The 24,541-nt window shown below is 43.6% G+C and carries 20 protein-coding genes; 7 read left to right on the plus strand and 13 right to left on the minus strand.

What is annotated here, in order from left to right:
• Positions 1-30 precede the first annotated feature (30 nt).
• A complete protein-coding gene (locus CWO13_RS05985; RefSeq protein ID WP_181359911.1) occupies positions 31-2,121 on the minus strand; it encodes a S9 family peptidase in 2,091 nt (696 codons plus the stop codon).
• Positions 2,122-2,457: 336 nt separating this feature from the next.
• Positions 2,458-3,663 carry a multidrug efflux MFS transporter EmrD gene (emrD, locus tag CWO13_RS05990; protein WP_108082644.1) on the minus strand — a complete coding sequence of 402 codons (1,206 nt, stop codon included), beginning with the start codon at positions 3,661-3,663 and terminating at the stop codon, positions 2,458-2,460.
• Between the two features lie 498 nt (positions 3,664-4,161).
• Between emrD and CWO13_RS05995 the strand changes: the two genes are divergently transcribed.
• The gene (locus CWO13_RS05995) at positions 4,162-6,279 is read left to right on the plus strand and encodes a methyl-accepting chemotaxis protein (protein ID WP_108082645.1); all 2,118 of its coding nucleotides are present in this window, start codon (positions 4,162-4,164) and stop codon (positions 6,277-6,279) included.
• Positions 6,280-6,406: 127 nt separating this feature from the next.
• On the opposite strand, the gene CWO13_RS06000 is transcribed toward CWO13_RS05995, so the two are convergent.
• The 5 genes from CWO13_RS06000 to dinG all read right to left on the minus strand — a co-directional run bounded on the left by CWO13_RS06000 (position 6,407) and on the right by dinG (position 11,317).
• Positions 6,407-7,540: a ribosomal protein uL16 3-hydroxylase gene (locus tag CWO13_RS06000; RefSeq protein WP_102480689.1), complete on the minus strand. Its 1,134-nt coding sequence runs from the start codon at positions 7,538-7,540 to the stop codon at positions 6,407-6,409.
• Positions 7,541-7,603: 63 nt separating this feature from the next.
• Positions 7,604-7,774 carry a pleiotropic regulatory protein RsmS gene (gene rsmS, locus CWO13_RS06005; protein ID WP_017111064.1) on the minus strand — a complete coding sequence of 57 codons (171 nt, stop codon included), beginning with the start codon at positions 7,772-7,774 and terminating at the stop codon, positions 7,604-7,606.
• Positions 7,764-8,312: a primosomal replication protein gene (locus tag CWO13_RS06010; protein ID WP_102432534.1), complete on the minus strand. Its 549-nt coding sequence runs from the start codon at positions 8,310-8,312 to the stop codon at positions 7,764-7,766. The genes rsmS and CWO13_RS06010 overlap by 11 nt, the downstream gene beginning before the upstream one ends.
• A gap of 22 nt (positions 8,313-8,334) precedes the next feature.
• Positions 8,335-9,114 carry a sulfite exporter TauE/SafE family protein gene (locus CWO13_RS06015; protein ID WP_048659683.1) on the minus strand — a complete coding sequence of 260 codons (780 nt, stop codon included), beginning with the start codon at positions 9,112-9,114 and terminating at the stop codon, positions 8,335-8,337.
• A 127-nt stretch (positions 9,115-9,241) separates the two neighbouring features.
• On the minus strand, positions 9,242-11,317 hold the full coding sequence (gene dinG, locus CWO13_RS06020; protein WP_108082646.1) for an ATP-dependent DNA helicase DinG: 2,076 nt from the start codon (positions 11,315-11,317) through the stop codon (positions 9,242-9,244).
• Positions 11,318-11,831: 514 nt separating this feature from the next.
• Here dinG and CWO13_RS06025 point away from each other — a divergent pair.
• Positions 11,832-12,833: a porin gene (locus CWO13_RS06025; RefSeq protein ID WP_108020658.1), complete on the plus strand. Its 1,002-nt coding sequence runs from the start codon at positions 11,832-11,834 to the stop codon at positions 12,831-12,833.
• Positions 12,834-12,966: 133 nt separating this feature from the next.
• Here the strand turns inward: CWO13_RS06025 and CWO13_RS06030 are convergent, their stop codons facing one another.
• Entirely contained in the window at positions 12,967-13,695 is a 729-nt protein-coding gene (locus CWO13_RS06030) for a pseudouridine synthase (protein WP_108020659.1), read from the minus strand.
• A 319-nt stretch (positions 13,696-14,014) separates the two neighbouring features.
• Between CWO13_RS06030 and CWO13_RS06035 the strand changes: the two genes are divergently transcribed.
• Positions 14,015-16,240 carry an NADP-dependent isocitrate dehydrogenase gene (locus CWO13_RS06035; RefSeq protein ID WP_108020660.1) on the plus strand — a complete coding sequence of 742 codons (2,226 nt, stop codon included), beginning with the start codon at positions 14,015-14,017 and terminating at the stop codon, positions 16,238-16,240.
• Positions 16,241-16,569: 329 nt separating this feature from the next.
• Here the strand turns inward: CWO13_RS06035 and cspD are convergent, their stop codons facing one another.
• Entirely contained in the window at positions 16,570-16,791 is a 222-nt protein-coding gene (gene cspD / locus CWO13_RS06040; protein ID WP_004736548.1) for a cold shock domain-containing protein CspD, read from the minus strand.
• A gap of 585 nt (positions 16,792-17,376) precedes the next feature.
• Between cspD and clpS the strand changes: the two genes are divergently transcribed.
• The gene (clpS, locus tag CWO13_RS06045; protein ID WP_004737430.1) at positions 17,377-17,697 is read left to right on the plus strand and encodes an ATP-dependent Clp protease adapter ClpS; all 321 of its coding nucleotides are present in this window, start codon (positions 17,377-17,379) and stop codon (positions 17,695-17,697) included.
• A gap of 39 nt (positions 17,698-17,736) precedes the next feature.
• Positions 17,737-20,010: an ATP-dependent Clp protease ATP-binding subunit ClpA gene (gene clpA / locus CWO13_RS06050; RefSeq protein ID WP_048659678.1), complete on the plus strand. Its 2,274-nt coding sequence runs from the start codon at positions 17,737-17,739 to the stop codon at positions 20,008-20,010.
• A gap of 222 nt (positions 20,011-20,232) precedes the next feature.
• Here the strand turns inward: clpA and infA are convergent, their stop codons facing one another.
• The 3 genes from infA to aat form a co-directional block, all read right to left on the minus strand.
• Positions 20,233-20,451 carry a translation initiation factor IF-1 gene (gene infA, locus CWO13_RS06055; protein ID WP_001040192.1) on the minus strand — a complete coding sequence of 73 codons (219 nt, stop codon included), beginning with the start codon at positions 20,449-20,451 and terminating at the stop codon, positions 20,233-20,235.
• 81 nt (positions 20,452-20,532) lie between these two features.
• Positions 20,533-21,231, minus strand: coding sequence for an arginyltransferase (locus CWO13_RS06060; protein ID WP_048659673.1), 699 nt, complete (start codon positions 21,229-21,231; stop codon positions 20,533-20,535).
• Positions 21,231-21,941 (minus strand): leucyl/phenylalanyl-tRNA--protein transferase, encoded by a 711-nt coding sequence (aat, locus tag CWO13_RS06065; protein ID WP_048659672.1) that lies wholly within the window; start codon positions 21,939-21,941, stop codon positions 21,231-21,233. Before aat ends, CWO13_RS06060 begins: the two co-directional genes overlap by 1 nt.
• 53 nt (positions 21,942-21,994) lie before the next feature.
• Between aat and CWO13_RS06070 the strand changes: the two genes are divergently transcribed.
• Together CWO13_RS06070 and aroA are read left to right on the plus strand one after the other, a co-directional pair.
• Complete coding sequence (locus CWO13_RS06070; RefSeq protein ID WP_102432694.1) at positions 21,995-22,450, plus strand: glycine zipper 2TM domain-containing protein; 456 nt, start codon at positions 21,995-21,997, stop codon at positions 22,448-22,450.
• Between the two features lie 162 nt (positions 22,451-22,612).
• Positions 22,613-23,893 (plus strand): 3-phosphoshikimate 1-carboxyvinyltransferase, encoded by a 1,281-nt coding sequence (gene aroA / locus CWO13_RS06075; protein WP_048659670.1) that lies wholly within the window; start codon positions 22,613-22,615, stop codon positions 23,891-23,893.
• A 45-nt stretch (positions 23,894-23,938) separates the two neighbouring features.
• On the opposite strand, the gene CWO13_RS06080 is transcribed toward aroA, so the two are convergent.
• On the minus strand, positions 23,939-24,184 hold the full coding sequence (locus tag CWO13_RS06080; protein WP_017062104.1) for a YciN family protein: 246 nt from the start codon (positions 24,182-24,184) through the stop codon (positions 23,939-23,941).
• Positions 24,185-24,541 lie beyond the last annotated feature (357 nt).

Consider the following 24,541-nt stretch of genomic DNA (forward strand, 5'->3'; position numbering starts at 1 on the left):
ATTGTGTGAATACCTACAGTTACGCTGAGTCTACAGAGTTTTTAGTAAGTCTAAAAAGAAGGCGTATTCAAGAGCATCTTCTTTTAATCGCTTAAATCGACCAGAAGCGCCACCGTGGCCGGCTTCCATATCGGTTTTGAACACCAGTACATTGTTGTCTGTTTTCATTTCACGCAGTTTCGCCACCCATTTCATTGGCTCAAAGTACTGTACCTGTGAATCATGTAGGCCTGTTGTCACCAACATGTTTGGGTAGTTTTGTACCTTAATGTTGTCGTACGGTGAGTAACTCAGCATGTAGTCATAGTAGGTTTTATTGTTAGGGTTGCCCCATTCGTCGTATTCGTTAGTCGTAAGAGGGATCGACTCATCAAGCATGGTTGTTACCACATCGACAAACGGAACATGTGCTCCAATGCCTCTATATAATTCAGGAGCTTGGTTGATGATCGCTCCCATAAGTAGACCGCCTGCCGAACCGCCCACCGCAAATACTTTGTCTTTAGCGCCATAACCTTCTTCAACTAGGCCTTTAGTTACATCGATAAAGTCATTGAACGTGTTTTGCTTGGTCAGCTTTTTGCCGTCTTCATACCAAGGGCGCCCTAGCATTTCTGAACCGCGGATGTGAGCGATCGCAAAAACGAAGCCTCTATCAAGCAGGCTGAGACGAGTCGAGCTGAAGGTCGGTTCAATGGTTGAACCGTAAGATCCGTAGCCGTATTGGTAAATTGGGTTAGTGCCGTCTTTCTTGAACAAACCTTTGCGATAGACCAAAGAAACAGGTACTAGCTTACCATCGCGAGCCGTCACCATGATTCGCTCTGATTGGTAGTTATCCGCTTCGAAATCACCTAATACTGGTGTTTGCTTCTTGATTTCATACTCACCCGTGCTTAGGTCGAAATCATAGTAAGTTCCAGGCGTAGTCAAGCTGCTGTAATAGATTCGAACTTTTGAGTTATCTAACTCATAGTTACTCGTTAAGTAAGCGGCGAAAGCGGTGTCGTTAAATTTAAGTGGGAACTCTTTACCTGTTGAGAGTTGGCGAACCGTGACTTTAGACAAGCCATCCGCACGTTGCTCGTAAACAAGATGGTCATCAAACAACTCGAAATCAACAAGCTGAGTGTTATCGTCTGCTGTAATGACATCGACCCATTTTGAGCGGTCATGCATCTCTTCGGCTGCGACTTTCATTAAACGAAAGTTGACCGCTTGGTAGTTGGTATAAATGTAATACCAATCACTCAATTTAGCGATGCTGTACTCTATGCCTGTCTCTTTTGGGTAAAAAGCTTCGGCTTTAGCCTTTGGGTTGTTGGCATCTATGACTGAAACACCACTGGTTTCTGTGCTCGAGTGCCAAATGTAGACCTGTTCACCATCTTTGCTTTTACTCAAAGAGGTGTAGTAAGCGCTGTCGGTTTCTTCGTAGATTAACTCATCGCTTGTTTGAGGTGTGCCTAATACATGGCGGTAGACTTGGTAACCCAGCAGCGTTTGTGGATCTTTCTTGATGTAGTAGAAGGCTTGGTTATTGTTTTGCCACGCGATAGCACTCGAAGCACCTTCAATTTCATCTTTTAGGTATTCACCAGTGGTGAGGTCTTTGATCTTGATGGTGTAAATGCGGCGGCTCAGCGTATCTTCGCCATAGGCCAACAAGTTTTCGTCTGGGCTGATCGTTAAGCCACCAATACTGAAGAATTCATGTTCTTTTGCTAGTTCGTTAACGTCTAAGATGACTTGCTTGTCTGTGCCTAAAAAGTCTTTTTCACGCAAGTGAACTGGGTATTCGTTGTCACCTGTAACTTTATTCGAGTAGTAGTAGCTGCCTTTGCGCACCGGTACCGAATTGTCGTCTTTCGCGATTCGGCCTTTTATCTCTTCAAATAACTGTTTTTGTGTTGATTCTGTATGCTTCAGCACGGTCTCTGCGTACTGGTTCTCTTGTTCAAGATGTTGCAAGATCTCTGGATCTTGGCGTTCATCATCACGCATCCAGTAGTAATTATCGATTCGAGTATCACCATGAATCGTCATTGCATGAGGGACTTTCTTAGCAACAGGAGCTTGTGTCTGCTGAGCGACGAGTTGCGATGGAGAGTAGTGTTTCATGGTTGTTATTCCTTGATTGCTGCATCCGGCGACAAGCGCGGCCGATACGGCTAATGTGGTTAAAGCGAAACGCATCTGTAGATCCTTAGTGTGCACCTTACTCGTTTTAATGCCAGCATCCTTTAGTTAGTGGTTAGTTTTCTTCCAGTGATGTTATTTATAATTGGATTCTGGATATGCACTTTCAACGTAAGTGTCTGTTATTGTTTTCAAAAAATCAAAGTAATGTTAAATGAAATTTAGGAAGGCGTGAGGTGAGGGAAAACGGGCAACAAAAAAGGGACACACTTATCAGTATGTCCCTTTTCTTCGTTTGGGCTGGATTCGAGCTTTACTTTAGATAGCCAATGGCATTTCGTTTGAGTGGTCAGGCTTGCGATTGACCCAACGTAAACCAAGCATCACGATAAATGACATAGCAATCATCAGGCAACCGAGCGGCAGTTGATCTTGAGCTGGGAAGAACGATGCCAATAGTGTTGCGACACCAGCACCTAGGTTCTGCATACCCCCTAAGATCGCGCCTCCTGTACCTGCGTGGTATGGGAATGGCGAAAGTGCTCCCGTTGTTGCTGTTGGGAATAAGATACCAGCGCCCAAGAAGTAAATGGTTGCACCGCCAATCAAAGTTAATGCTGTTGTTTGACCAAACAGACCCGGTATCAGCACCACGGCTGAACCGACTAAGATCGACACTAGGCCAATATTCAGTGCGCGACGTTCAGAGCGACGTTGTGCGATGTAACTCGATAGACCAGCACCCACTAAGTAACCCGGAATAGGCAAAACAAACAACAAGCTGACTGTGGTTGCAGGTAAGCCCAGTACGCCACCAAGTAATACACCAGCCGCGGCTTCAAATACTGCGACCCCCGCGAATGTTGCTACTAGAACTAGTAGGAAACCTTGGAAGCGTTTGTCAGACAGAACGAATTTGTAGCTGTTTACAACAGACTCATTTTTGCGTCGTTCTTTTGGCAGAGTTTCCATCATGCTCGTCATCATGGTGATCACAACCGCGATACCAAACAGCGCGAGGAACAAGTAGCTAGAACGCCAACCGAAAGCTTCTGTTAAGTAACCGCCCAAAACAGGAGCCATCAATGGTGAGAAAATCACACACATGCTGATTAAGCTATTTGCACGGTGCAGTTCTGCGCCTTCAAAACAGTCACGAGTCAATGTTCGAGACATCGCACCGCCACAACCAATGCCTAAGCCTTGGATAAAGCTACCCGCTAGGAACCATTGATACTCATGAGCGAATAAGGCTACCAAAGTACCTATGATGTAGATGATCAAACCTACCACGATGATAGGTTTACGACCTAGGCGATCAGAAAGCGGGCCGTAGACAAATTGCGACAGACCATAAGGGATCAAGTAGCACGCCATCACAGCTTGAAGTGAAGACGCAGAAACCAAGAACTCACCCGCCATATGACCGATAGAAGGCACGTACATCGTTTGAGTCATTTGACCTACGGCTGTCAGAATAGCGATTAAAAAGGTAAGTTTCGCTAATGGAAACGAGGCAGACATTTGCGTATCTCTCCAAAAATTAAAGACGTAAAAAGCCTTAGCACTCCATTAAAGAGAGCCAAAAGAATAAAGTATTCAGGGAATCTAGGCGCGAGATATTAGAGCTTGATTGCCGACTTAGCAATCAAAAAATGTGAAGTTGATCAAGATAAAAATCTATAACTTGGATTAGAAAAAGTAATCCGAAATTGCGGCGTTTTAAAGATGTAGGGAGAGTCAGCTTCCTTGAAATATCGATGCTAGGTTATACCCAAAATGTTAGAGCAATAGGCCTATTGGCAATGATTGTATGAGTAGATTATTTTGAAATCGCAGAAGCAATAGGTAAAAGGCATGGCTTGTTAACATTTATGTAAACTTTCGTTTTATATGTAAGCGATTTGTGCTGTAATTATTCGCTAAGCTATTCGTCTAACTCTTTTACATTGTGTACAGCAATTTGTTGTCGGTGTGATAGTTATGGTTATGGAAGTCTTTTGGCTTAAATAAGGATATTAAATGCGCTCTCTATCGGTACAGTGGAAAATAACTCTCTTAGCAGGTTGTTGCCTAATCATTACTTCACTGTCTCTTATTGGTTTCTCGATCTACAACGCAACGAGTAATCAACAAGTCATCAAATCTCAAAGCTCAGAATCAGTTATCAATAAAACTCAGCAGTTATTGGCGTCTGTTTCTCAGCTCAATGCTCAAGAAACTCAACGTTACGTCGACGAAGCGATTTATCGCGCTGAGATGCTAGCGGCGAATGCTCAGTTTCTTAAGAACAATGCAGATGAAAACTTTACGCCAAGTGAAGAGCTTCGTACTGCTTTGGACGAAATGGTGCGTCGTTCAGTTTTAAACTTTGATTCGATTCAAGGAGCGTACTTAGTCTTTAAACCAGACTTACTCGATAGTGAAGACGCGAACTATGTGGATGCCGATTATGTCGGCTCTAACGAAAAAGGCCGTTTTGCACCTTATTGGAAGGTGGCTGACAACGGTGAGAATGTTCTGCCGAACGTGCTTTCTGAATCTATATTGAGTGATGACAGTAACAGTGAACGTTTCTACTGTCCTTTGTCATCAGGGCAAACCTGTATTAGTACACCAAGAGTTGTAAACAGCGGTGGTAAAACCTTACTGACCTCTTCAATCTCTGTACCTATCTTAGTCGATGATATGGCGATTGGTTTCTTAGGAATCGACCTAAGGTTAGATGGCTTAACCAATGTAGTGACTCAATCTGATCAAAGCTTGTTCGGTGGCGCAGGTGCAGTTTACGTGGTGAGCCTAGACGGTTCTGTTATTGCTTCTGATGATTCAAGCATTGCAGTTGGTTCGAGCTTCCAAAGTAACAACACAAACAGCGACTTGATGACCGATTTTATCTTTGGTGGCGAAGTGACAACGCAATGGAGTGAGAACGGTGAGTGGTTACTCGCATTTGCTCCAGTTGTTGCGGCTAACCAAACTTGGGGCGTGTTGTTCGAGATCCCAAGAGAGAGTGTTGTCGCTGATGCAAATAAATTGGATTCCATCATTAGCACTAAGTTAAGTGAAGGCATTAAGACGGAAGTAATTGCCGGTACCGTGTTCACTTTCTTTGGTCTAGCCATTATCGCATTTGCTTCACTTTCAATTGTTAAGCCTATTCGACAAGTGGTCGAGCGACTTAATGATATCGCTTCTGGTGAAGGTGATTTGACTCAGCGTTTGGAAGTGAAATCTCAAGACGAAATTGGTCAGTTATCTAAAGGGTTTAACTTATTCTTAGATACGCTACAACACACGATCAAAGAAGTTATCCATACCACTGAACAAGTGGCGAGTACGACCAGTCAGGCTAAAGCATCGGCATCAAGCACTCGAGAGAGTAGTGAATCTCAGTTTAAAGAAGTCGATCTGGTAGCAACAGCGGCAGAAGAGATGACTCAAACTGCGGGCTTAGTGGTACAAAATGCAGAAGTGGCCGTTGATGCAGCGTGCGAAGCGAATCGTTCAGCTCAACAAGGGCAACAAGTCATTGAGCTCTCAGCTGGTGAAATGAGAAAGCTGGTGGAGCGTATGTCGAGCGCTGTACCTATTGTTGAAGAATTGGCAAAAAACAACGGCAACATCACCGAGATATTAAGTGTTATTGAAGGGATCTCTGAGCAAACTAACTTACTGGCATTGAATGCGGCTATTGAAGCGGCGAGGGCGGGTGAACAAGGTCGAGGTTTTGCTGTTGTTGCGGATGAGGTAAGAAATCTCGCAAGTCGCACACAGTCATCTGTTGGTGAGATCAGAGCGGTGATCGATAAGGTTCATGCTGGAACTCAAGATGTCGTTGAAGCGATACAAGAAGGCAATATACTTGCAAACGACACAGCACTCCACGTTCAGAAAGCAGTTGAAGATCTGGGTTCGATCTTTACTTCTATTGAGGCGATCAGTGATATGAACAGTCAGATCGTTCGAGCAGCCGAAGAGCAACAATCGGTTTCCGGTGAAGTAAATCAAAGCGTGGTTAATATTCGCGATTTGAGTGCTAAGATCTTGGAGCAAGCCGCAGCTTCTGAGCAAGTCGGTAATGAGATTGACGAACTGTCTCAACAACAACAGAAGTTGGTTAATCAGTTCAAGGTATAGTTTTTCAAGGTATAAGCATTAAGCCTTAACTAATTCTTGAATAGAAAAAGGGACAAATGAAGATTTCATTTGTCCCTTTTTTATTTGTTGCTTTAGAAGATGGTCAATAACCAGCGGTTGACGCTGCTTACTCTTCGATAAACCAGTAGCCTTTGTTCACCAGTTCAGTCACGACCGTTACGCCCGAAGGAGATAGAGCAGCAGCTGAAGTAATCAAGGTTTCATCGCAAAGTGTGTTGAGTAATGAAGAGTCCGCTTCATCAACCTTAACCACTTCGCCATTGATGTAAGCCGTGTTGTTTTCATTTTCGTGGTAGAGCGCCTTTAAGCCAGATACACGGTGGATTTCACCTTCAGACTCTAAATGTTGAGCAATCTCTTCTTGAGTCCATAATGGCTCAGGAGCGACGATATCAAGTTGGTGGCGTGATTGGCTTAGCAGACAACCCATGAATTCACTGATGGTTTCAGGTTGCTCTAGTGCAGATTTCAACATGTCAGTGAGATTGCTTAAATCCGATGAACGAATTTTTCCGTAGCCTTCTTGCGTTTTGAATTCTGGATCGTGCAGGTGTACGTCACCCATATCATGAGCAAGCACAAAATCGGCAAAGTTGCTGATTAGCTCTTGTTCTTTAGGGGAACGGTAGCCAATAGAGTAGCTCATCGACGGCTCTAATGTGTTCCCTTCATGTGGGAAACCTGGCGGGATATAAAGGATATCGCCCGGCTCTAAGGTTTCATCAATGATTGGCTCAAAGCCTTCTATTTGGCGTAGAGCAGACGCTTGAACGGTCTCTTTGTACTGACCAACATCTTTCGCACCCACTTTCCATTGACGTTTACCTTGGCCTTGAATGATGAATACATCGTATTGATCAATATGAGGGCCAACACCGCCTTCAGGTGCTGAGTAGCAAATCATGAGATCGTCGAACAACCAGTTTGGTAATTGTTGGAACGCTTCAGTCAGCTGATTTGCACCTTGATGCCAATGGTTGGCTGCTTGAACGATCAATTGCCAATGTGTTTCAGTGAGTTCACCAAACTTCTCTTCAGTGAATGGACCGTGTTCGGCTGTCCATTTGTTGTCGAGGTTAGAAACAAAGCGAGAATCCACTTCTTCTTCCATCGATAAACCAGCAAGTTCTTCCGGCGAAATTGGGTCGACGAAGTTCTGGAAGCCACCTTTTAAGATGGTTGGTTTCTTATGCCAGTAATTTTCAAGAAACTCGGGCATAGAAAAGCTAAGTTGGTACATGTGAATCCTGTATATTTTTTGCTAGATGCTAGATGCTAGATGCTAGATGCTAGATGCTAGATGCTAGATGCTAGATGCTAGTTTGGCTTGTAAATCTTGCTGGACAATCTTAATTGCTTCTAACGCCACCTTTGGGTCGATCTCGTTGCTTTCGAGTAAGTAGATCAAGTCGACAGCTAACTTAACTTCTTCAGGTGCGTTATCCAGTGGTGATGATGTGTTATCAGTGCTCATTTCGCGTAGGGTTCTCTAAGTTAATCAATCTCTCAATGTTCTTCATTGAGTCCTCACAGCGTTCCAATCGTTCTTTTGCGAGTTGCCAAGCCTCTTCCGCTTTTTTCTTATGGTGGCGTGGCGCTGAATCAAACGCTAACTTTCGTGTTTGAACTAAATCGACGAGCCGCTTTTGCCAATCTTGGTGTTGTGCGAGTTCGTTGTATAAGTCGTTTAAGCTTTTTCCTGATTTACTTTTCCTGTCTAGGCGCAAATCGTGATTGGCTAACTCTCGTTGAATCGCTGCAATCTGGTTGGTCAGCCTTTCAGTCAGGTAATTCGCTCGTGATGAAGTGAGTTGATTGGTGCTCTGTTCACGAATAATGGTGTTATAAGTTGCCTGAGTTTCAAGGGCATAAGGAAGAAGAGTCGATGCTCCACACTTAAACAAGGCTCTATCAAACAGTGCTTGATGATAAGCGCCACGAGACTTATCGACCTGAGAGCAATGGCCAATCAAGGTATCAATAACGCTTTTTAGCTTTGAAAACTGATTCATTTTGCTTCTCGTTTGTTGGTGGCTATAAGTTTACAAACCACGCTTCGTAAGCCAGTTTAATTGCAAGTACGCTTACAACTGTAACAAAAACCGGTCGTATAAACGTCGCACCAAAACGAATTGCAGAGTGTGCCCCTACAAACGCTCCGGCCATTAAGCAAACACCCATGGTTAAACCAAGAACCCAATCAATATGACCAAGAATTGCAAAGGTCACTAAAGAAGTGAAGTTACTGGTAAAGTTCATTGCTTTGGATAGGCCTGAAGCAAGCAAGATATTTAGGCGGTAAAGAGCCATAGAACTTACTGTCCAAAACGCGCCAGTTCCCGGGCCTGCGACGCCATCGTAAAAGCCCAGAATGAATCCTTGGTACTTTTGCTTTTTCTTCAGCACAGGACAAGGTTTCGGTGACACGTTGTGATTGGCATTCGGCGTCTTGTGAAAAATGGTATAGACCGCTGCAGCAAGAATAACTAATGGTAGTACTTTCTCTAACCACTCAGTGCTGATTGCATCAACTGTTAAAGTACCAATTGTTGCACCTATCAAGGTGGCGATGAATGCATTGATCCAACATTCTGGCTTAAATAGCTTTTTGCGATAGTAAGTAAAAGCCGCTGTCGATGAGGCAAACGTTGCAGCGAGCTTGTTCGTCCCTAGCGCGATATGTGGCGGCAGGCCAAGCGACAGTAAAGCTGGAACGGTTAACATCCCACCACCACCGGCGACGGCATCAATAAAGCCCGCTGCAAATGCAACCAGAGCGAGGATAACCAACATGGTTGGCTCAATCATTTCCATAAATAGCTAGTGTTCTCGTTATCGGCTGTTAGGGCAGCCACACGAATAATCGATGGATTAATCATGTTGGGTTGTGAATGCAGGGCCTAGCGATAACTGGCCCATAACTACCTTTCGGGTAGGAAAATTAGTATTTTATTGTTCTTTTAAAAGGCGGTAGTGAGTCGAGTAGGGATTTCCCGTATCGCTTCGTGACTATGCGTCTATCAAGGATCGTGACTTTACCAGAATCTCGTTCCTTACGCAGTAGTCTACCGACAGATTGAATAAGCTTTTTACTCGCTTCTGGAACAGTAATCTGCATAAAAGGATTACCGCCACGTGATTCAATATATTCTGAATGTGCTTGTTCTACAGGTGACGTAGGAACGCCAAAAGGAATCTTAGTAATAACTAGGTTTTCAAGAAGCTCTCCAGGTAGATCAAGACCCTCTGAAAAGCTGCCAGTTCCAAAAAGAACGCTTGTTTTACCTTGGTCTATGAGTTTTTTATGTTTTTTTAGGATTTCGGTGCGTGAAGTATCACCTTGAACCTGTAAAGCCCATGACTTTTTAACGAAATCTATTGCCAAAGCTTCTGCAACTTTATTCATTTGCCAGTAAGAAGAGAATAGAACGAGATTGGCTTTGTTGTCTTCTATTACCTTAGGCAAAATTTCAATAAGATATTCGGTAAACTGAGGCGCTTGCGGTTCGTATTTCATAGCTGGCACGATCAGCTCTGCTTGATTCTGATAATCAAACGGTGATGCCAAAGCCAGAAACTGCACGCCATCGTCTTCTTTTTGACTGATTCCTGCTTGGTGACAGAAAAAGCTGAAGGAGTTGAGTGCTCTCATGGTCGCGGAAACAAGCACCGCACCGACACAACGGCTCCAAATCTGTTGGTCAAGCTGCCAGCCAACTTCGAGTGGTGAAACATTGACAACAAAATCGCCTTCGCTCTCTTTATTGAGTTCAAGCCAGCGCGCCAAAGGGGCTCCTTTTTCTCGTTTAGGCTCGGCCATTAAGCGCCAAACCTGCGCAAGGTTTTCTGTTCTTTGTATATAGAAGCCGATTTCAGCAAGTGCGGGCTCGGCTAATTTTGCTGAAAGTTCTCCATCTTTAACACGTTCAGCAATAAGGTCTGCAATCTTCGCAACCGCTTGGCTCGCCTTTTGTGTGAGTTGCTTGAGATCTTTAGATTCATTCTCTAGCCACTCAGGTAAGTCACCATGTTCAAAACGGTACAATCCATCTTCAAAATGGGTGGCGTCAAACTGCTTGCTTAGCTGAGTCAGAGTAGGAATTAGCTGTTGTACAGAATCCTGCAATTCATTTCTAAATCGACCCACTCGCTTTTCATCCGCCAAGCCCGAAAGCTTGGTGATGGATTGATTCAAGCGCTCTAACCAAGATGCGGCACCTTTTAAGCTTGCCGCTGCAGAAGAGTGATCTCTGGCTACGTGTGGTAAGTGGTGAGCCTCATCGAATATATAGATGCTGTTTTCTGGCTCAGGCAGTATTACGCCGCCACCTAAGTCAGCATCAGCCATCACTAAACTGTGATTGGCGATAATCACGTCTGCTTTATCTAGCTCTGAGCGCGCTTTTTGGAAAGGGCAGTCTCTATGAGTAGGCATACTGTTATTACAGCTGTGCTTATCACTGACAATCATTTGCCAAATCATGTTGTCGATTGGTTTCGGCCATGAATCACGGTCACCATCCCATTTTCCTTGAGTTAAACTGCGGTACATGGTTTGTAATTGTTCGATGTCCTTTTGCTTTGGCTTGGATTCGAACATAGCCATCTGACCACCATCAACCCCACAAGCAGCGGCTAGTTTCTCGGCACAGCAATAACGCTGTCTGCCTTTGGCGAGTATAAAAGAAAACTCTCTATCAGTCAGTCTTCTATATAGAGGGAGATCTTTATTTACGAGCTGTTCTTGAAGTGCAACCGTCGCCGTTGAAATGACGATTTTTCGATTGTTGAGTACTGCAACAGGAATCGTTGCCATTAAGTAAGCCAGTGATTTGCCGATCCCTGTCCCGGCTTCTGCAACGATCATGCGATTACTTTTGTGGTATTGACCACAAAGTGTCTTCGCTATTTCTGCAACAAGGTAATTTTGAGCACGTCTAGGTACAAAGTTGTCCAACTGATCTTGGAGGTTTTGATAACTGGTGCGAATAGAATTTTGAATTTTAGTAGTTAGCATACTGTGACCTACGTAACGGAGCGAGGATAGTAGCACATATCACTAGTCGGTACATTTACGGCGAAATAGCTTGCTTTTGAATCAAATGTAGATCTTGTTCACAAAAAAAAACTGAACCATCAGGAACTTAACGATTTTATTTATGTTGCGAAATATAAATATTAAAAAAGACTGGCTTGCAGGTGTTAAATTCTGAAATTTGGCTTCATTATGAACTGTTGATGGTTTTAAGTTCTGTTTGTTACATTTTTTGGATTATTATATTTGCTGATAAAACTAAGGATAAGCTGCTCGTAAAATGATGAAAAAAAATGTAAGCTATTGATTTTAAATGTTTTGTGTTTTTTTTAGGTTTGTTTTTAGTTTATTTGACACGCAGGATAATCTTTTGCAATCTAGACCTCGAAATTTAGTGACGGTGATTAACCAACAAAGAGTGGTAATGACCAGTCGCAATAAATAAAAGGGAACCGGGCAAGGATCTCCCATTCTTAGAAAAGGCAGTGGATTTATTATGAAAAAGACTCTATTAGCGCTAGCTATCGCAGCGGTATCAACTTCTGCGTTTGCAGTTGAAACAAGCTCTCAAAACTCTAAGCCAGTTTTTGAATTCGACGACATGCATAAAGACCAATTCTCTGTGTCTGGTGCATGGGGTGTTGGTGGTTACTACGACACAGGTACTAAAGCATTCTACGATGATTGGGCTACTGGTCTAACTCTTGCTATTAGCTACAAAAACAACCGTTGGGTTGGTTACTTCGAAACTGACCTAGAGCTAAACTACAGCTCTGATGAGCAAAAAGTTGATATCCAATCAGGCCCTTCTACTGACGTAGATAAAGCATGGTTGGGTTTTACTACTGATGCTGGTGTTATCTCTCTTGGTTGGGAAAATGATACAGCACTAGATAAAGTTGATGGCGCTGGCGACATGACTTATGAATTCGGTGCTTCTGCTGGTGATGCTTCTGATGGCTTCAATGTAGCTAAATTCCAAGGTGCTACTTCTGGTATCGCTTACGGTATCTCTGTTTTCGATACTGATGATAACCGCGATAAAGGCGAAATGGGCTACAATGGTTACATCGGTGTAGAGCAAGAAATGTTTAACATCTACGCTGGCTACGAAGCTCGTGAAGACTCTGATTACACAGTAACTTCTGTTTCTGGTAACGTAACTCTAGACAAACTAAAACTAGGTCTTAACGCTTGGATTGATGATGGTAAAGTTGGTGTTGAAAACAACACAACTGACCTAAAACTAACAGGCTTCTACGCTTCTGCTGGTTACGCACTAACAGAGCAACTTACTCTAGCTGCTGGTTACGCAACTAACACTACTGAGTCTAACGTTGCTTCAGATATCGACCAGTCTTACATGAACGTTGCTGCTATGTACACTCTTAGCGACAAAATTGACATGGGTATCGATATCAAACAAGAGCTAGACTCTGGTTTCGATAACGTTGATGAAGAAACTCACGTATTCGCAGCTGCTTACTACTACTTCTAATAGTCTAACTCTTAGTTAAGTAAAGCTGTAAAAGCCAGTCTTAGGACTGGCTTTTTTGTGCCTGAAATTTATCAACGCATATAAAAATGGCCGCTTATATAGCGACCATTTCTCTACTTATCGAATTATTACTCTAGATCTCTTTCCACTCACCAGGCTGGAGCTGACCCACGTTCATATTACCCATTGAATAGCGAATAAGTCGCAGGGTAGGGAAGCCGATATTTGCTGTCATTCGTCTTACCTGACGGTTACGCCCTTCAATGATAGTAATCGCTAACCATGTTGTCGGTATTGCCGCTCTGAAACGCACTGGCGGGGTTCTTTCCCACACAACAGGTTCAGACATCACCTCAACCTGAGCAGGCAGTGTCATACCGTCTTTTAGCTCGACACCTTTTCTCAATTTATCTAAATCTTCCTCAGAAGGTGCGCCTTCAACCTGTACCCAGTAAGTCTTTGGGGATTTTGAGTTGGGTTGAGTGAGCTTCGCTTGAAATATCCCATCATTGGTCAAGACCATTAACCCTTCGCTGTCGCGGTCAAGGCGACCTGCAGCATAAACGTCTTTCACTGGAATAAAGTCAGCTAGCGTTTTTCTCCCTTCGCCATCTGTAAATTGGCTGAGAGTATCGAAAGGCTTGTTGAACAGAATTACTTTGCGATCTTCGAGTGCCACCTTAGGTTTCGCATTGGTAGGTTTACCTTTATATCGGTGCTTACTGGAGTGCGTTTTTTTGTACGAACTGCCAGTGTTATTTTTATCACTGCTTCGGTTCTGTCTATTACCGCTTTGTTTTAATTTGGCGCCAGAACGAGCCGGTTTGTCTGAATGAGATGCGCTGCGTGAGCGAGTAGACATGTTAACTACCTTGCAAAAATGTAAACGAAGTGTGCTGAAAAGTTTTCACTGAAACGGAATTGAGCTATCATTTGCGCGCCTAAAAGACACAAAATAGAACAAGTTTATGGACTCTTGAGCCTGATTTGTTTAATTATACCTACGTGTTTTATTATAACAACGCACTCACGGATTTGGTTCATGCGGTCATTAGATTGCATGAAAAATAAGATAGAGTACGACTATCGAGTAAGCAGTTTTCACTTTTAGAGTGGCTTACTGGTCAATTTATAACACTCTCACTATTCAAGTGAGCTTGTAAGAACTATAGGGAAATTTCATGCCTACTGAAAAACCAACGATCATCTATACCATTACAGACGAAGCTCCGGCGCTAGCAACTTACTCTCTGCTGCCAATCATTCAATCTTTTACAGCTTCTTCTGGTATTAACGTTGATACTCGCGACATTTCACTTGCAGGGCGCATTATTGCCAACTTCCCTGACTACTTGAACGAAGAGCAACGTATTGGTGATGCATTAGCAGAACTAGGTGAATTGGCTAAGACACCTGAAGCGAATATTATCAAGCTTCCAAACATCTCTGCATCTGTACCTCAGCTGCAAGCAACAATCAAAGAACTACAGTCAAAAGGCTACGCACTTCCAAACTACCCAGAAGAAGCAAACACTGACGAAGAGAAAGCAGTAAAAGCGACTTACGATAAGATCAAGGGTAGTGCAGTAAACCCAGTATTGCGCGAAGGTAACTCAGACCGTCGTGCACCACTTTCAGTTAAAAACTACGCGAAGAAGAACCCACACTCAATGGGTGCATGGTCTGCAGATTCTAAGTCGCACGTTTCAAGTATGGACGACAAAGACTTCTTCGGTAGTGAAAAGTCAGTAACCATTGAAGGTGCTACAGACGTTAGCATCGAATTCGTTGGCAAAGATGGCGCAAAGAAAACACTGAAGCCAGCTTTTGCACTGCAAGATAAAGAGATCATTGATGCGTCAGTGATGAACAAGGCTGCTTTAGTTGCATTCTTTGAAAAAGAAATCGCATCGGCTAAAGAGCAAGGCGTACTGCTTTCTCTTCACATGAAAGCAACCATGATGAAAGTATCTGACCCAGTGATCTTTGGTCACGCGGTTAAGGTTTACTACAAAGACGTATTCGCTAAGCACGGTCAGTTATTTGAAGAGTTAGGTGTTGATGTTAACAACGGCATCGGTGATGTCTACGCGAAGATTGCAGCGCTTCCTCAAGAACAAAAAGAAGCAATCGAAGCTGATCTACAAGCGGTATACGAGACGCAGCCACCATTAGCGATGGTTGATTCGGACCGTGGCATTACTAACCTACACGTACCAAGCGACATCATTGTTGACGCATCTATGCCTGCAATGTTGCGTTCTTCTGGCCAAATGTGGGATCCAGAAGGTAAGCAAAAAGATACCAAAGCAATGATCCCAGATCGTAGCTACGCGAGCATTTATCAAGCGGTTATTGATTTCTGTAAAGAGAACGGCGCGTTCGATCCAACAACGATGGGTAGCGTACCAAACGTTGGCTTGATGGCTCAAAAAGCCGAAGAGTACGGTTCTCACGATAAGACTTTCATCCTTGAAGCTGCTGGTCAGGTTCAAGTTGTTGACGCTGCAGGCGCTGTGCTTCTAGAGCAAGACGTAGAGGAAGGCGATATCTTCCGTATGTGTCAGGTTAAAGATGCACCAATCCAAGACTGGGTTAAGCTTGCGGTAACGCGTGCTCGTGCATCGGGTGTTCCAGCGGTATTTTGGTTAGATGCGTCTCGTGCACATGATGCTCAGCTTATTAAGAAAGTTGAAGCGTACCTTCCTGAATACGATACCGATGGTCTTGAAATTAAGATCCTTGCTCCACTTGAAGCGACTCAATACTCACTGGTTCGTATCAAAGGAGGTCTAGATACAATTTCGGTTACTGGTAACGTATTACGTGATTACCTAACAGACTTGTTCCCGATTCTAGAGCTTGGTACATCAGCTAAGATGCTATCGATTGTTCCACTAATGAACGGTGGTGGTCTGTTTGAAACAGGTGCTGGCGGCTCTGCTCCTAAGCACGTGCAACAAGTAGAGAAAGAAAACCACCTGCGTTGGGATTCCCTAGGTGAATTCTTGGCATTGGCTGCATCTCTAGAGCACCTGAGCGTAGTAACAGGTAACGCTAAAGCACAAGTTCTTGCTGATGCGCTTGATAAAGCAACAGGTGAGTTCCTTGATAACAACAAGTCTCCTTCACGCCGAGTAGGTGAGCTTGATAACCGTGGTAGCCATTACTACCTAGCAGCTTACTGGGCTAAGGCGCTTGCTGAGCAAACGGCTGATGCTGATCTTGCTGCTGAGTTCGCAGGTGTGGCAAGTCAACTAGCTGAAAGTGAAGAAGCTATTGTTGCAGAGCTGAACAACGCTCAAGGTGTGGCTGGCGACTTAGGTGGTTACTACCTACTTGACGATGCATTGGTTTCAACACTAATGCGCCCAAGCTCAACGCTAAACGCGTTTATTGATGCATAGTGATTGGGCTCATCGTTAGTCAGTCATGAACGTGATTTGCTAACGAGTTGCTTAGTCTGACAGATAAGTTATAGATAAAGTCAAAACCAAAGACGCTTTAACGAAAACGTTAAAGCGTCTTTTTTGTTCATCTATAATACTCCTAAGATCTAACTTAATAAGAGTACATCCTCAAACGAATTGTCTAGTGAGCAACTTTAGAGATCCCAAAACGAAAAAACCGCTCACGTAATCCTGTATTACAGGTATTAAATGAGCGGTTTCAATATTCTGTTTACCAGTCAGCCTTTAATGAAGATTGACGGAGGTTAACATGAGTTGGCATTCGCCTATTTTGCGGCGCTGCCTTCTACAGGAACAACGGAGCTAGCATGCGAGCCTTTAGGTCCACTTTCTACTTCATAGTCGACCTGCTGACCCGCCTTCAAGGTTCGATAACCTTCCATTTGTATTGTGGAGTAGTGCGCGAAAATATCGCCGTCTTCACCTTCTGGACAAATAAAGCCAAACCCTTTGGCATTGTTAAACCATTTTACTGTACCTGTAGCCATGCTATACATCCCTCATGCATTTTGTTACTAACGTTGTTATATCAATTGTTGTAAGTGAGATTGATATCATTCCTACCAGCTAAAGAATTTCAGCTAATAGCTTGAATCTCGTACATTGCTTACGGAAATTAACGCTACCCTGCGTAATTATTCCTTATTGTTAATTTTTGAAGCGTGTTACTGATCTTAAATCATGTTGCAAAAATGTATTAAAAAACCTTTTAGCTCCAATGTAGCTAATGATTGAGCACAGTCAATAGTAAATTGGTATAAAAGTGATCAATTTTAATAACAAATCACATTCGAGATTAACTGCAAACTATTAACTAAATAGTAACTTAGCAGTGATCTTATCGTTAGTATCAATAGTTATGGCGTCTTTTTAATCAATCACATATGTTAATCCTGTTAATCGAGATCTTTTATTTGCAGCGATGGAAATGGTGGATTAGGCTCAGTATAGAGGAATATTTTTTGGTACTGTTTCTCGGTGCAGTTTCTTAGTACACCGTAAAGCGTGAATGTGGTAAATTTGAGTTAGGTAAACACTCACGACTTCCGAAAAATAACCCTTAGCAAAGCGATATGAGCAGAAACTTTGAATGGGCATCTCCAGGCTCAGATTTACTGGAGAAAGAAGCAACAAAAGTAAAGCCACCGGCGATGTATAACGTTGTGTTAAATAACGATGATTACACGCCCATGGACTTTGTAATCGAGATCCTAGAGCGATTCTTCTCACTAGATATCGAAAAAGCAACGGAAGTGATGCTCAAGGTTCATTATGAAGGTAAAGCTATATGCGGCACATACAGTGCTGAAATAGCGGAAACAAAGGTAGCGCAGGTCACGATGTACTCAAAGGAAAATGAGCATCCGCTACTATGTACAATGGAGCAAGTATAAATTGCTCGAACAACACTGTTGTTCCCTTAGGAGGTACTTATGCTAAATAAAGAATTAGAGACGAGTTTAAATGGCGCATTTGCTCGTGCGCGAGACAAGCGACATGAATTCATGACTGTCGAACACCTCCTACTAGCATTATTAGAAAATGATGCGGCCAAGGAAGCGCTCCAAGCTTGTCAGGCTGATCTCGATGCTCTTCGCAATGAGCTCGATATTTTTATCGATCAAACGACCCCACTTATCCCTGAAAGCGACGAAACTCGCGAAACTCAGCCTACGTTGAGCTTTCAACGAGTACTTCAACGCGCTGTTTTTCATGTTCAATCTTCAGGTCGCAGCGAAGTAACAGGTGCAAATGTACTTGTGGCTATTTTTAGTGAGCAAGAATCTCACGCGGCATATCTTCTTAAGAAAAACGACATCAGTCGCTTAGATATTGTTAACTTCATCTCACACGGTATTACCAAAGCCAGCAACGAAGGCGACAGCCCTTCATCATCTGATTCATTTGGTGGTGCAGAAAATGCTGAAGAAGCTAATTCAGAAGACCGTTTAGAAAACTTTGCTACCAACCTAAACGAAGTAGCGAAGCAGGGCAATATTGACCCACTAATCGGTCGTGACAAAGAGCTAGAACGTACTATCCAAGTTCTGTGTCGTCGTCGTAAGAACAACCCTCTGTTAGTGGGTGAAGCGGGTGTAGGTAAAACTGCCATCGCGGAAGGTCTTGCATGGCGCATCGTTGAAGGACAAGTGCCTGAAATCATTCAGAGCAGCGTAATTTATTCTCTAGATATCGGTTCACTGTTAGCAGGAACGAAATATCGTGGTGACTTTGAGAAACGTTTTAAAGCGATTCTTAAGCAACTCGAGAAAGAAGAAGACGCGATTCTGTTCATCGATGAGATCCACACCATTATTGGTGCTGGTGCTGCCTCTGGTGGTCAGGTTGATGCGGCAAACTTAATTAAACCGCTACTAAGCAGCGGCAAATTGCGCTGTATCGGTTCAACAACGTACCAAGAGTACAGCAGTATTTTTGAGAAGGAGCGTGCTTTAGCTCGTCGCTTCCAGAAAATCGATATTATTGAACCATCGCTAGATGATACGACTAAGATTCTGATTGGCTTGAAGCCAAAATACGAAGCTCACCACGAAGTGCGCTACACCAACAAAGCGTTGCGTGCTGCTGTGGAACTGTCAGCTAAATACATCAATGAACGTCACCTTCCTGATAAGGCCATTGACGTAATCGATGAAGCGGGCGCTCGCAGTCGTTTGGCACCTGCAAGCCGTCGTAAGAAAACGGTAAGCGTGGCTGATATTGAGTCAATGGTTGCGAAAATGGCGCGAATTCCTGAAAAATCAGTATCATCTTCAGACAAAGATACGTTGCAGAAACTGGACGACCGCATGAAAATGTTGGTGTTCGGACAAGACCCAGCTATCGACGTATTGAGCGAAGCGATCAAGCTGACCCGTGCTGGATTGGGTGCTGACAATAAACCGGTTGGTTCATTCCTATTCGCAGGACCTACTGGTGTAGGTAAAACCGAGGTTACCGTTCAGCTGTCTAAACTGATGGGTATTGAGCTTCTGCGCTTTGATATGTCTGAGTACGGTGAGCGTCATTCTGTGAGCCGCTTGATTGGTGCTCCTCCTGGTTATGTCGGTTACGATCAAGGTGGTCTGCTAACTGACGCCGTAATCAAGAACCCACACTCTGTTGTGTTACTGGATGAAATTGAAAAAGCTCACCCAGATATCTTCAACCTGCTACTGCAGGTGATGGATAACGGCACACTAACAGATAACAACGGCCGTAAAGCGGATTTCCGTAACGTGATTCTAGTGATGACAACCAACGCGGGTGTGGCTGAAACTGAGAAGAAATCGATCGGCCTGATCCAACAAGATCATGCACCAGATGCGATGGGCGAAATCAAGAAGGTGTTTACTCCTGAATTCCGTAACCGTCTTGATAACGTCATCTGGTTCAACAGCTTGGATCCAAGCGTGATTAGCCAAGTAGTCGACAAGTTCATTGTTGAGCTTCAGGTTCAACTGGACGCACGTGGCGTATCTCTAGAGGTTTCTGAAGATGCTCGTCACTGGCTGGCAGACAAAGGCTACGACAAGACCATGGGCGCTCGTCCTATGGGACGTGTGATTCAAGAGAAGCTTAAGAAGCCCCTTGCGAATGAATTGCTGTTTGGTAGCTTGGTTGATGGCGGTACGGTGAAAGTATCTCTGAAGAAAGACGAGCTTGACTTCATCTATGTTGGTGCAAAAGAAGAGGTTATGCACTAACCGATTATTAGATCGTTCAAGAGTTTAACTATAAAACGCATGACTTAGGTTGTGCGTTTTTTTATGCTTGCGAGATGCGAGATGCGAGATGCGAGATGCGAGATGCGAGATGCGAGATGCGAGATGCGAGATGCGCGAGATAGGTTTTGCTAAAGGGCGATGTTCAGGCGATAAAAAACGGAGCATTAAGCTCCGCTTCTTATTGTATTCGCTAATTAATAATTAACGAGCACGGAAGACGATGCGGCCTTTAGAAAGGTCGTATGGAGTCATCTCAACAGTTACTTTATCACCAGTAAGAATACGGATGTAGTTCTTACGCATTTTACCAGAGATGTGTGCTGTCACTACGTGACCGTTTTCAAGCTCAACACGGAACATTGTGTTTGGTAGAGTATCAAGGACAGTGCCTTGCATCTCGATTACGTCTTCTTTAGCCATCTAATCCTCTTTCGAAATTTGGCGGTTTTCAACGGCTTGATTGTGCCGTTAAAATCAAAATATGTAAAGTTGTCGCGTATTCTACCCTTGCCACCGCTGATTTACTAGCCTTTGATGACGTTGAAATCGTACTTTATAGTTCATCGCAGGGCATTCATCGATTTGATAACCCAAATATAACCACTGTTTTTGCTCTTTCTGGGCATGTTGGATCTGGAATAGAACGCCAAGTGTTCCCATCGAAATGTCGATATCAGGATCGAAGAAAGTATAAAACGCGCTCGTACAGTGAGACATGATGTCGGTTACGGCGATACCGACCAACTTGTTCTCATCATAGATGTGCATGAATTTTGTACTAAGCCACTCATTTTTAGAGAATTGTAGAAATTCTTCTTTCTTTGGTGGATACATGGTTCCCGAACGGTGACGAGCGGTGATATAGCGGCTGTATAAGTCAAACCAGTTGTCATCCATTTCATCTTTCAGCTCCCAACGCAGTGATTTTCCCTTGTTAAGGATTCGTCGCTGGCTTTTGGAAAGCTTGACCTCTGGGATTGAAAGCCGAATAGCTTGGCATGCTGAGCAATTATCGCAATGTGGCTTATAAATGGTTGCTCCACTGCGGCGAAATCCATTCGCAAGCAGAACTTCATAGTTATCTGAGGTGTGCATGTGTTCGTCAAGCGTAACCGCCACTCTTTCTTCTAGGTGAGGTAAGTAGCTGCAAGCGTGGTTGTCTGTTAATCCAATTCTGATTTGTTGTAAATCTGGATTCATTAAGGCATTTCCTTTAGCCATTGGGTTTGAAAGCATGCATCGTCAACGGAGAACTCTTTGAGCAATTGCAGAGAACCTAGGAATTCATCCCTATCAACCTCGATAGCGCCTAAGGATTCCAAGTGAGGGTTCATGACCTGACAATCAATCAGTTGTCCGCCGAATTGTGTAAAGTGTTCACAAAAATACCACAGCGCAATTTTAGAGGCATTGGTCTTCAGGCTAAACATCGATTCACCGCAAAAGACTTGGCCTCTTTGTAAGCCGTAAAGCCCGCCGATCAGTTTATCGTCTTGCCAAACCTCAACCGAGTGGCAGAAACCTAATGAAGCGAGCTTGCGATAGGCTAACTGCATGTCGCTGTTTAACCAAGTTTCTTCTTCGGGTCTTAGTGAAGAGCAATAACCAATTACTCTGTCCGTCGCTTGGTTGATGCTGACACGATAATTGTGTTTTCTTTGAAACTTTTTAAGACTTTTTGACGGTTCGAATGTCTTAGGATTAAATACCGCTCGCGGTGCAGGGCTCCACCAAAGTATAGGCTCACCTGGGCCATACCATGGAAATATCCCTTGGCTATAAGCGTTTAAAATTCGCATTGGTGATAAATCACCACCGAAGGCGAGCAGACCGTTGGGTTCATCAAGCGCGTCGAAGGGCGAAGGAAACTCTATACTAGTAGTATCAAGTTCGGTTAGGTATATAGTCATAAGTACCGCATTACAGATTAATCACTGACCAAGAGGTCTTTAGGAGTTTTACCATGAAGAAGTTGCTTTGGATTTTACTTGTTTTGCCTATGTTGGCAAATGCAGCTTACAACAGAAACGAAGCTCGACCAGTGAACGAAGTAGTTTATGGTGAGATCGATACGGTTAGATACATCACTCAACAAGAGATCGTTGAATCGAAAGCGAATGGTTGGGAAACCTTATTAGGTGCGGCGATTGGTGGCTTGATTGGTAATCAGTTTGGCGGCGGCACCGGTAAAGAAGTGGCGACAGCTGTCGGTGCAGTAGCAGGTGCGGGTATTGCTCGTAACCGAGGTAACACACAGTATAAAGTTGAGTACAAACTGGTCGAGTTACTGGTCAAAACCAAAGACGACAAGTTGGTCAACATCATCCAAGATGTCGATAACTCGATGTTGTTCAACCGAGGCGATGATGTACGAATTCTCTATTTTTCAGATGGTGTTCGAGTTGACATCGCGTACTAGTATGTAAATGCAATTGATTGGCTAATTAATCATCGGTTTGAGCGGGATTAGCTCTGGAGTTCGTTGGAAAAGTTCGTTAGTCTGCAAGTACGAAGAATTATTCATCACCCGAAAATAAATACGCGCCAGTGACTTCGGGTGGTACAAGGACTATAAGATTTAATGGAAAGCCTTACGTTACAACCAATTCAAAAAGTGAACGGGGAAGTTAACCTACCTGGTTCAAAAAGTGTTTCCAACCGTGCACTTCTTTTGGCTGCACTTTCTACGGGAACCACTCGCCTAACAAACTTACTAGACAGTGATGATATTCGTCATATGTTGAATGCATTGACGCAGCTAGGTGTTGATTACCAGTTGTCTGCAGACAAAACCGTTTGTGAAGTGACAGGTGTTGGTGGTGCATTCTCAAGTGATAAAGCTCTAGAGCTTTTCTTAGGTAACGCGGGTACGGCGATGCGTCCGCTGGCGGCTGCACTATGTTTAGGTCGCGGTGAATACGTTCTGACTGGTGAGCCGCGCATGAAAGAGCGCCCAATTGGCCACTTAGTAACGGCACTGAGAGAAGCCGGTGCCGACGTTGAATACTTAGAGAACGAAAACTATCCACCATTGAAGATCACAGGTACAGGCCTGAAGAGTGGTACGGTTTCAATCGACGGTTCTATCTCTAGCCAGTTTTTGACTGCATTTTTGATGGCTGCACCTCTGGCGGAAGGCGAAGTGACCATCAAAATTGACGGTGAATTAGTTTCTAAACCTTACATCGATATCACGCTACACATTATGAAACAATTTGGTGTGGACGTGATCAATAATGACTACCAAGAGTTCGTGATTCCGACAGGGCAATCTTACACAGCTCCGGGCGACTTCTTAGTAGAAGGTGATGCATCATCTGCGTCATATTTCCTTGCAGCTGCTGCTATCAAAGGTGGTGAGATTAAGGTCACTGGTATTGGTAAAAACAGTATCCAGGGTGATATCCAATTCGCTGATGCGCTTGAGAAAATGGGTGCGGAAATCGAATGGGGTGACGACTATGTTATTTCTCGTTGTGGCGAGCTGAAAGGCATTGATATGGACTATAACCATATTCCAGATGCTGCGATGACTATTGCGACAACAGCATTGTTTGCGAAAGGCACAACGGCAATCCGTAATGTCTACAACTGGCGTGTGAAAGAGACAGATCGCTTGGCGGCAATGGCAACAGAGCTACGTAAAGTCGGAGCCGAGGTTGAAGAGGGTGAAGATTACATCATTGTTAACCCTGTGGCTGAACTGACTCACGCGGCGATTGATACTTACGATGATCACCGTATGGCTATGTGTTTCTCGCTGGTTGCTTTGAGCGATACGCCTGTGACGATTAATGATCCAGGTTGTACGTCAAAGACATTCCCTGATTACTTCGATAAGTTGAAAATGCTGAGCCAGTAAAGGTTCAGGAACTAAAAAAGCTTGCCTAAATGGCAAGCTTTTTAATTATTGCTGAATTGTAAATTCTTTCGAAAGGTGGTGCGCTAAGTATTTAAACATGTTAAATACCGCGGTTGTATTCTCGGTCGGCATTCCATTGCTATCTAAGAAGTATTCACCTTTGAAGACGAGTACATCGTCTTTTTCTACTACGCTGTTTGCGCGCATGCCTTCAATGTAGTCATCATGTGATTGGATAATTTGGTTTGCGATAAGCAGTAAATCAAATTCTGCTATTACTTTCTTTGTCATGAGTTTATCTCTGATAACTGAATATAACGTTGAGTTTATGGTGTCGAACTAGAAATTCAATGATTTCACAACCGATTAAGAGAGTCTTTTCAAACATCCACAATTTATTTTGTGATTTACGGCAAAAATAATTGAATGGGGCTCGCGTTAGATTCGCGGACAAGCTTAGTATGAGCCCGTTTAGACGTAATGCCTGATGAATAGGCTCTTGCAAGTATTCTTAGTGAGTACTTTATAGCTTCTTTATATTGTGACCCTTTTATCTGTGAGTCGTCGAATTGTCGAGCGATCAGATCCAATTTTGAAAAAAGCGGTTGATCTTCTAGTAATCTCGCACAATAGTAAAAAAAGAAGCAA

Source organism: Vibrio sp. ZF 223 (assembly GCF_003050585.1).
GTDB classification, from domain to species: domain Bacteria; phylum Pseudomonadota; class Gammaproteobacteria; order Enterobacterales; family Vibrionaceae; genus Vibrio; species Vibrio crassostreae.

Coding starts and splice junctions, on each gene's coding strand:
- rsmS (WP_017111064.1), bottom strand. CDS start 7,774: ATGAGCACTGATAACACATCATCACCACTGGATAACGCACCTGAAGAA.
- CWO13_RS06070 (WP_102432694.1), top strand. CDS start 21,995: ATGAAGAAGTTGCTTTGGATTTTACTTGTTTTGCCTATGTTGGCAAAT.
- cspD (WP_004736548.1), bottom strand. CDS start 16,791: ATGGCTACAGGTACAGTAAAATGGTTTAACAATGCCAAAGGGTTTGGC.
- CWO13_RS06000 (WP_102480689.1), bottom strand. CDS start 7,540: ATGTACCAACTTAGCTTTTCTATGCCCGAGTTTCTTGAAAATTACTGG.
- CWO13_RS06030 (WP_108020659.1), bottom strand. CDS start 13,695: ATGTCTACTCGCTCACGCAGCGCATCTCATTCAGACAAACCGGCTCGT.
- emrD (WP_108082644.1), bottom strand. CDS start 3,663: ATGTCTGCCTCGTTTCCATTAGCGAAACTTACCTTTTTAATCGCTATT.
- CWO13_RS06035 (WP_108020660.1), top strand. CDS start 14,015: ATGCCTACTGAAAAACCAACGATCATCTATACCATTACAGACGAAGCT.
- clpS (WP_004737430.1), top strand. CDS start 17,377: ATGAGCAGAAACTTTGAATGGGCATCTCCAGGCTCAGATTTACTGGAG.
- CWO13_RS06015 (WP_048659683.1), bottom strand. CDS start 9,114: ATGGAAATGATTGAGCCAACCATGTTGGTTATCCTCGCTCTGGTTGCA.
- aroA (WP_048659670.1), top strand. CDS start 22,613: ATGGAAAGCCTTACGTTACAACCAATTCAAAAAGTGAACGGGGAAGTT.
- dinG (WP_108082646.1), bottom strand. CDS start 11,317: ATGCTAACTACTAAAATTCAAAATTCTATTCGCACCAGTTATCAAAAC.
- CWO13_RS05985 (WP_181359911.1), bottom strand. CDS start 2,121: ATGAAACACTACTCTCCATCGCAACTCGTCGCTCAGCAGACACAAGCT.
- CWO13_RS06010 (WP_102432534.1), bottom strand. CDS start 8,312: ATGAATCAGTTTTCAAAGCTAAAAAGCGTTATTGATACCTTGATTGGC.
- CWO13_RS05995 (WP_108082645.1), top strand. CDS start 4,162: ATGCGCTCTCTATCGGTACAGTGGAAAATAACTCTCTTAGCAGGTTGT.
- clpA (WP_048659678.1), top strand. CDS start 17,737: ATGCTAAATAAAGAATTAGAGACGAGTTTAAATGGCGCATTTGCTCGT.
- CWO13_RS06025 (WP_108020658.1), top strand. CDS start 11,832: ATGAAAAAGACTCTATTAGCGCTAGCTATCGCAGCGGTATCAACTTCT.
- CWO13_RS06080 (WP_017062104.1), bottom strand. CDS start 24,184: ATGACAAAGAAAGTAATAGCAGAATTTGATTTACTGCTTATCGCAAAC.
- infA (WP_001040192.1), bottom strand. CDS start 20,451: ATGGCTAAAGAAGACGTAATCGAGATGCAAGGCACTGTCCTTGATACT.
- CWO13_RS06060 (WP_048659673.1), bottom strand. CDS start 21,231: ATGAATCCAGATTTACAACAAATCAGAATTGGATTAACAGACAACCAC.
- aat (WP_048659672.1), bottom strand. CDS start 21,941: ATGACTATATACCTAACCGAACTTGATACTACTAGTATAGAGTTTCCT.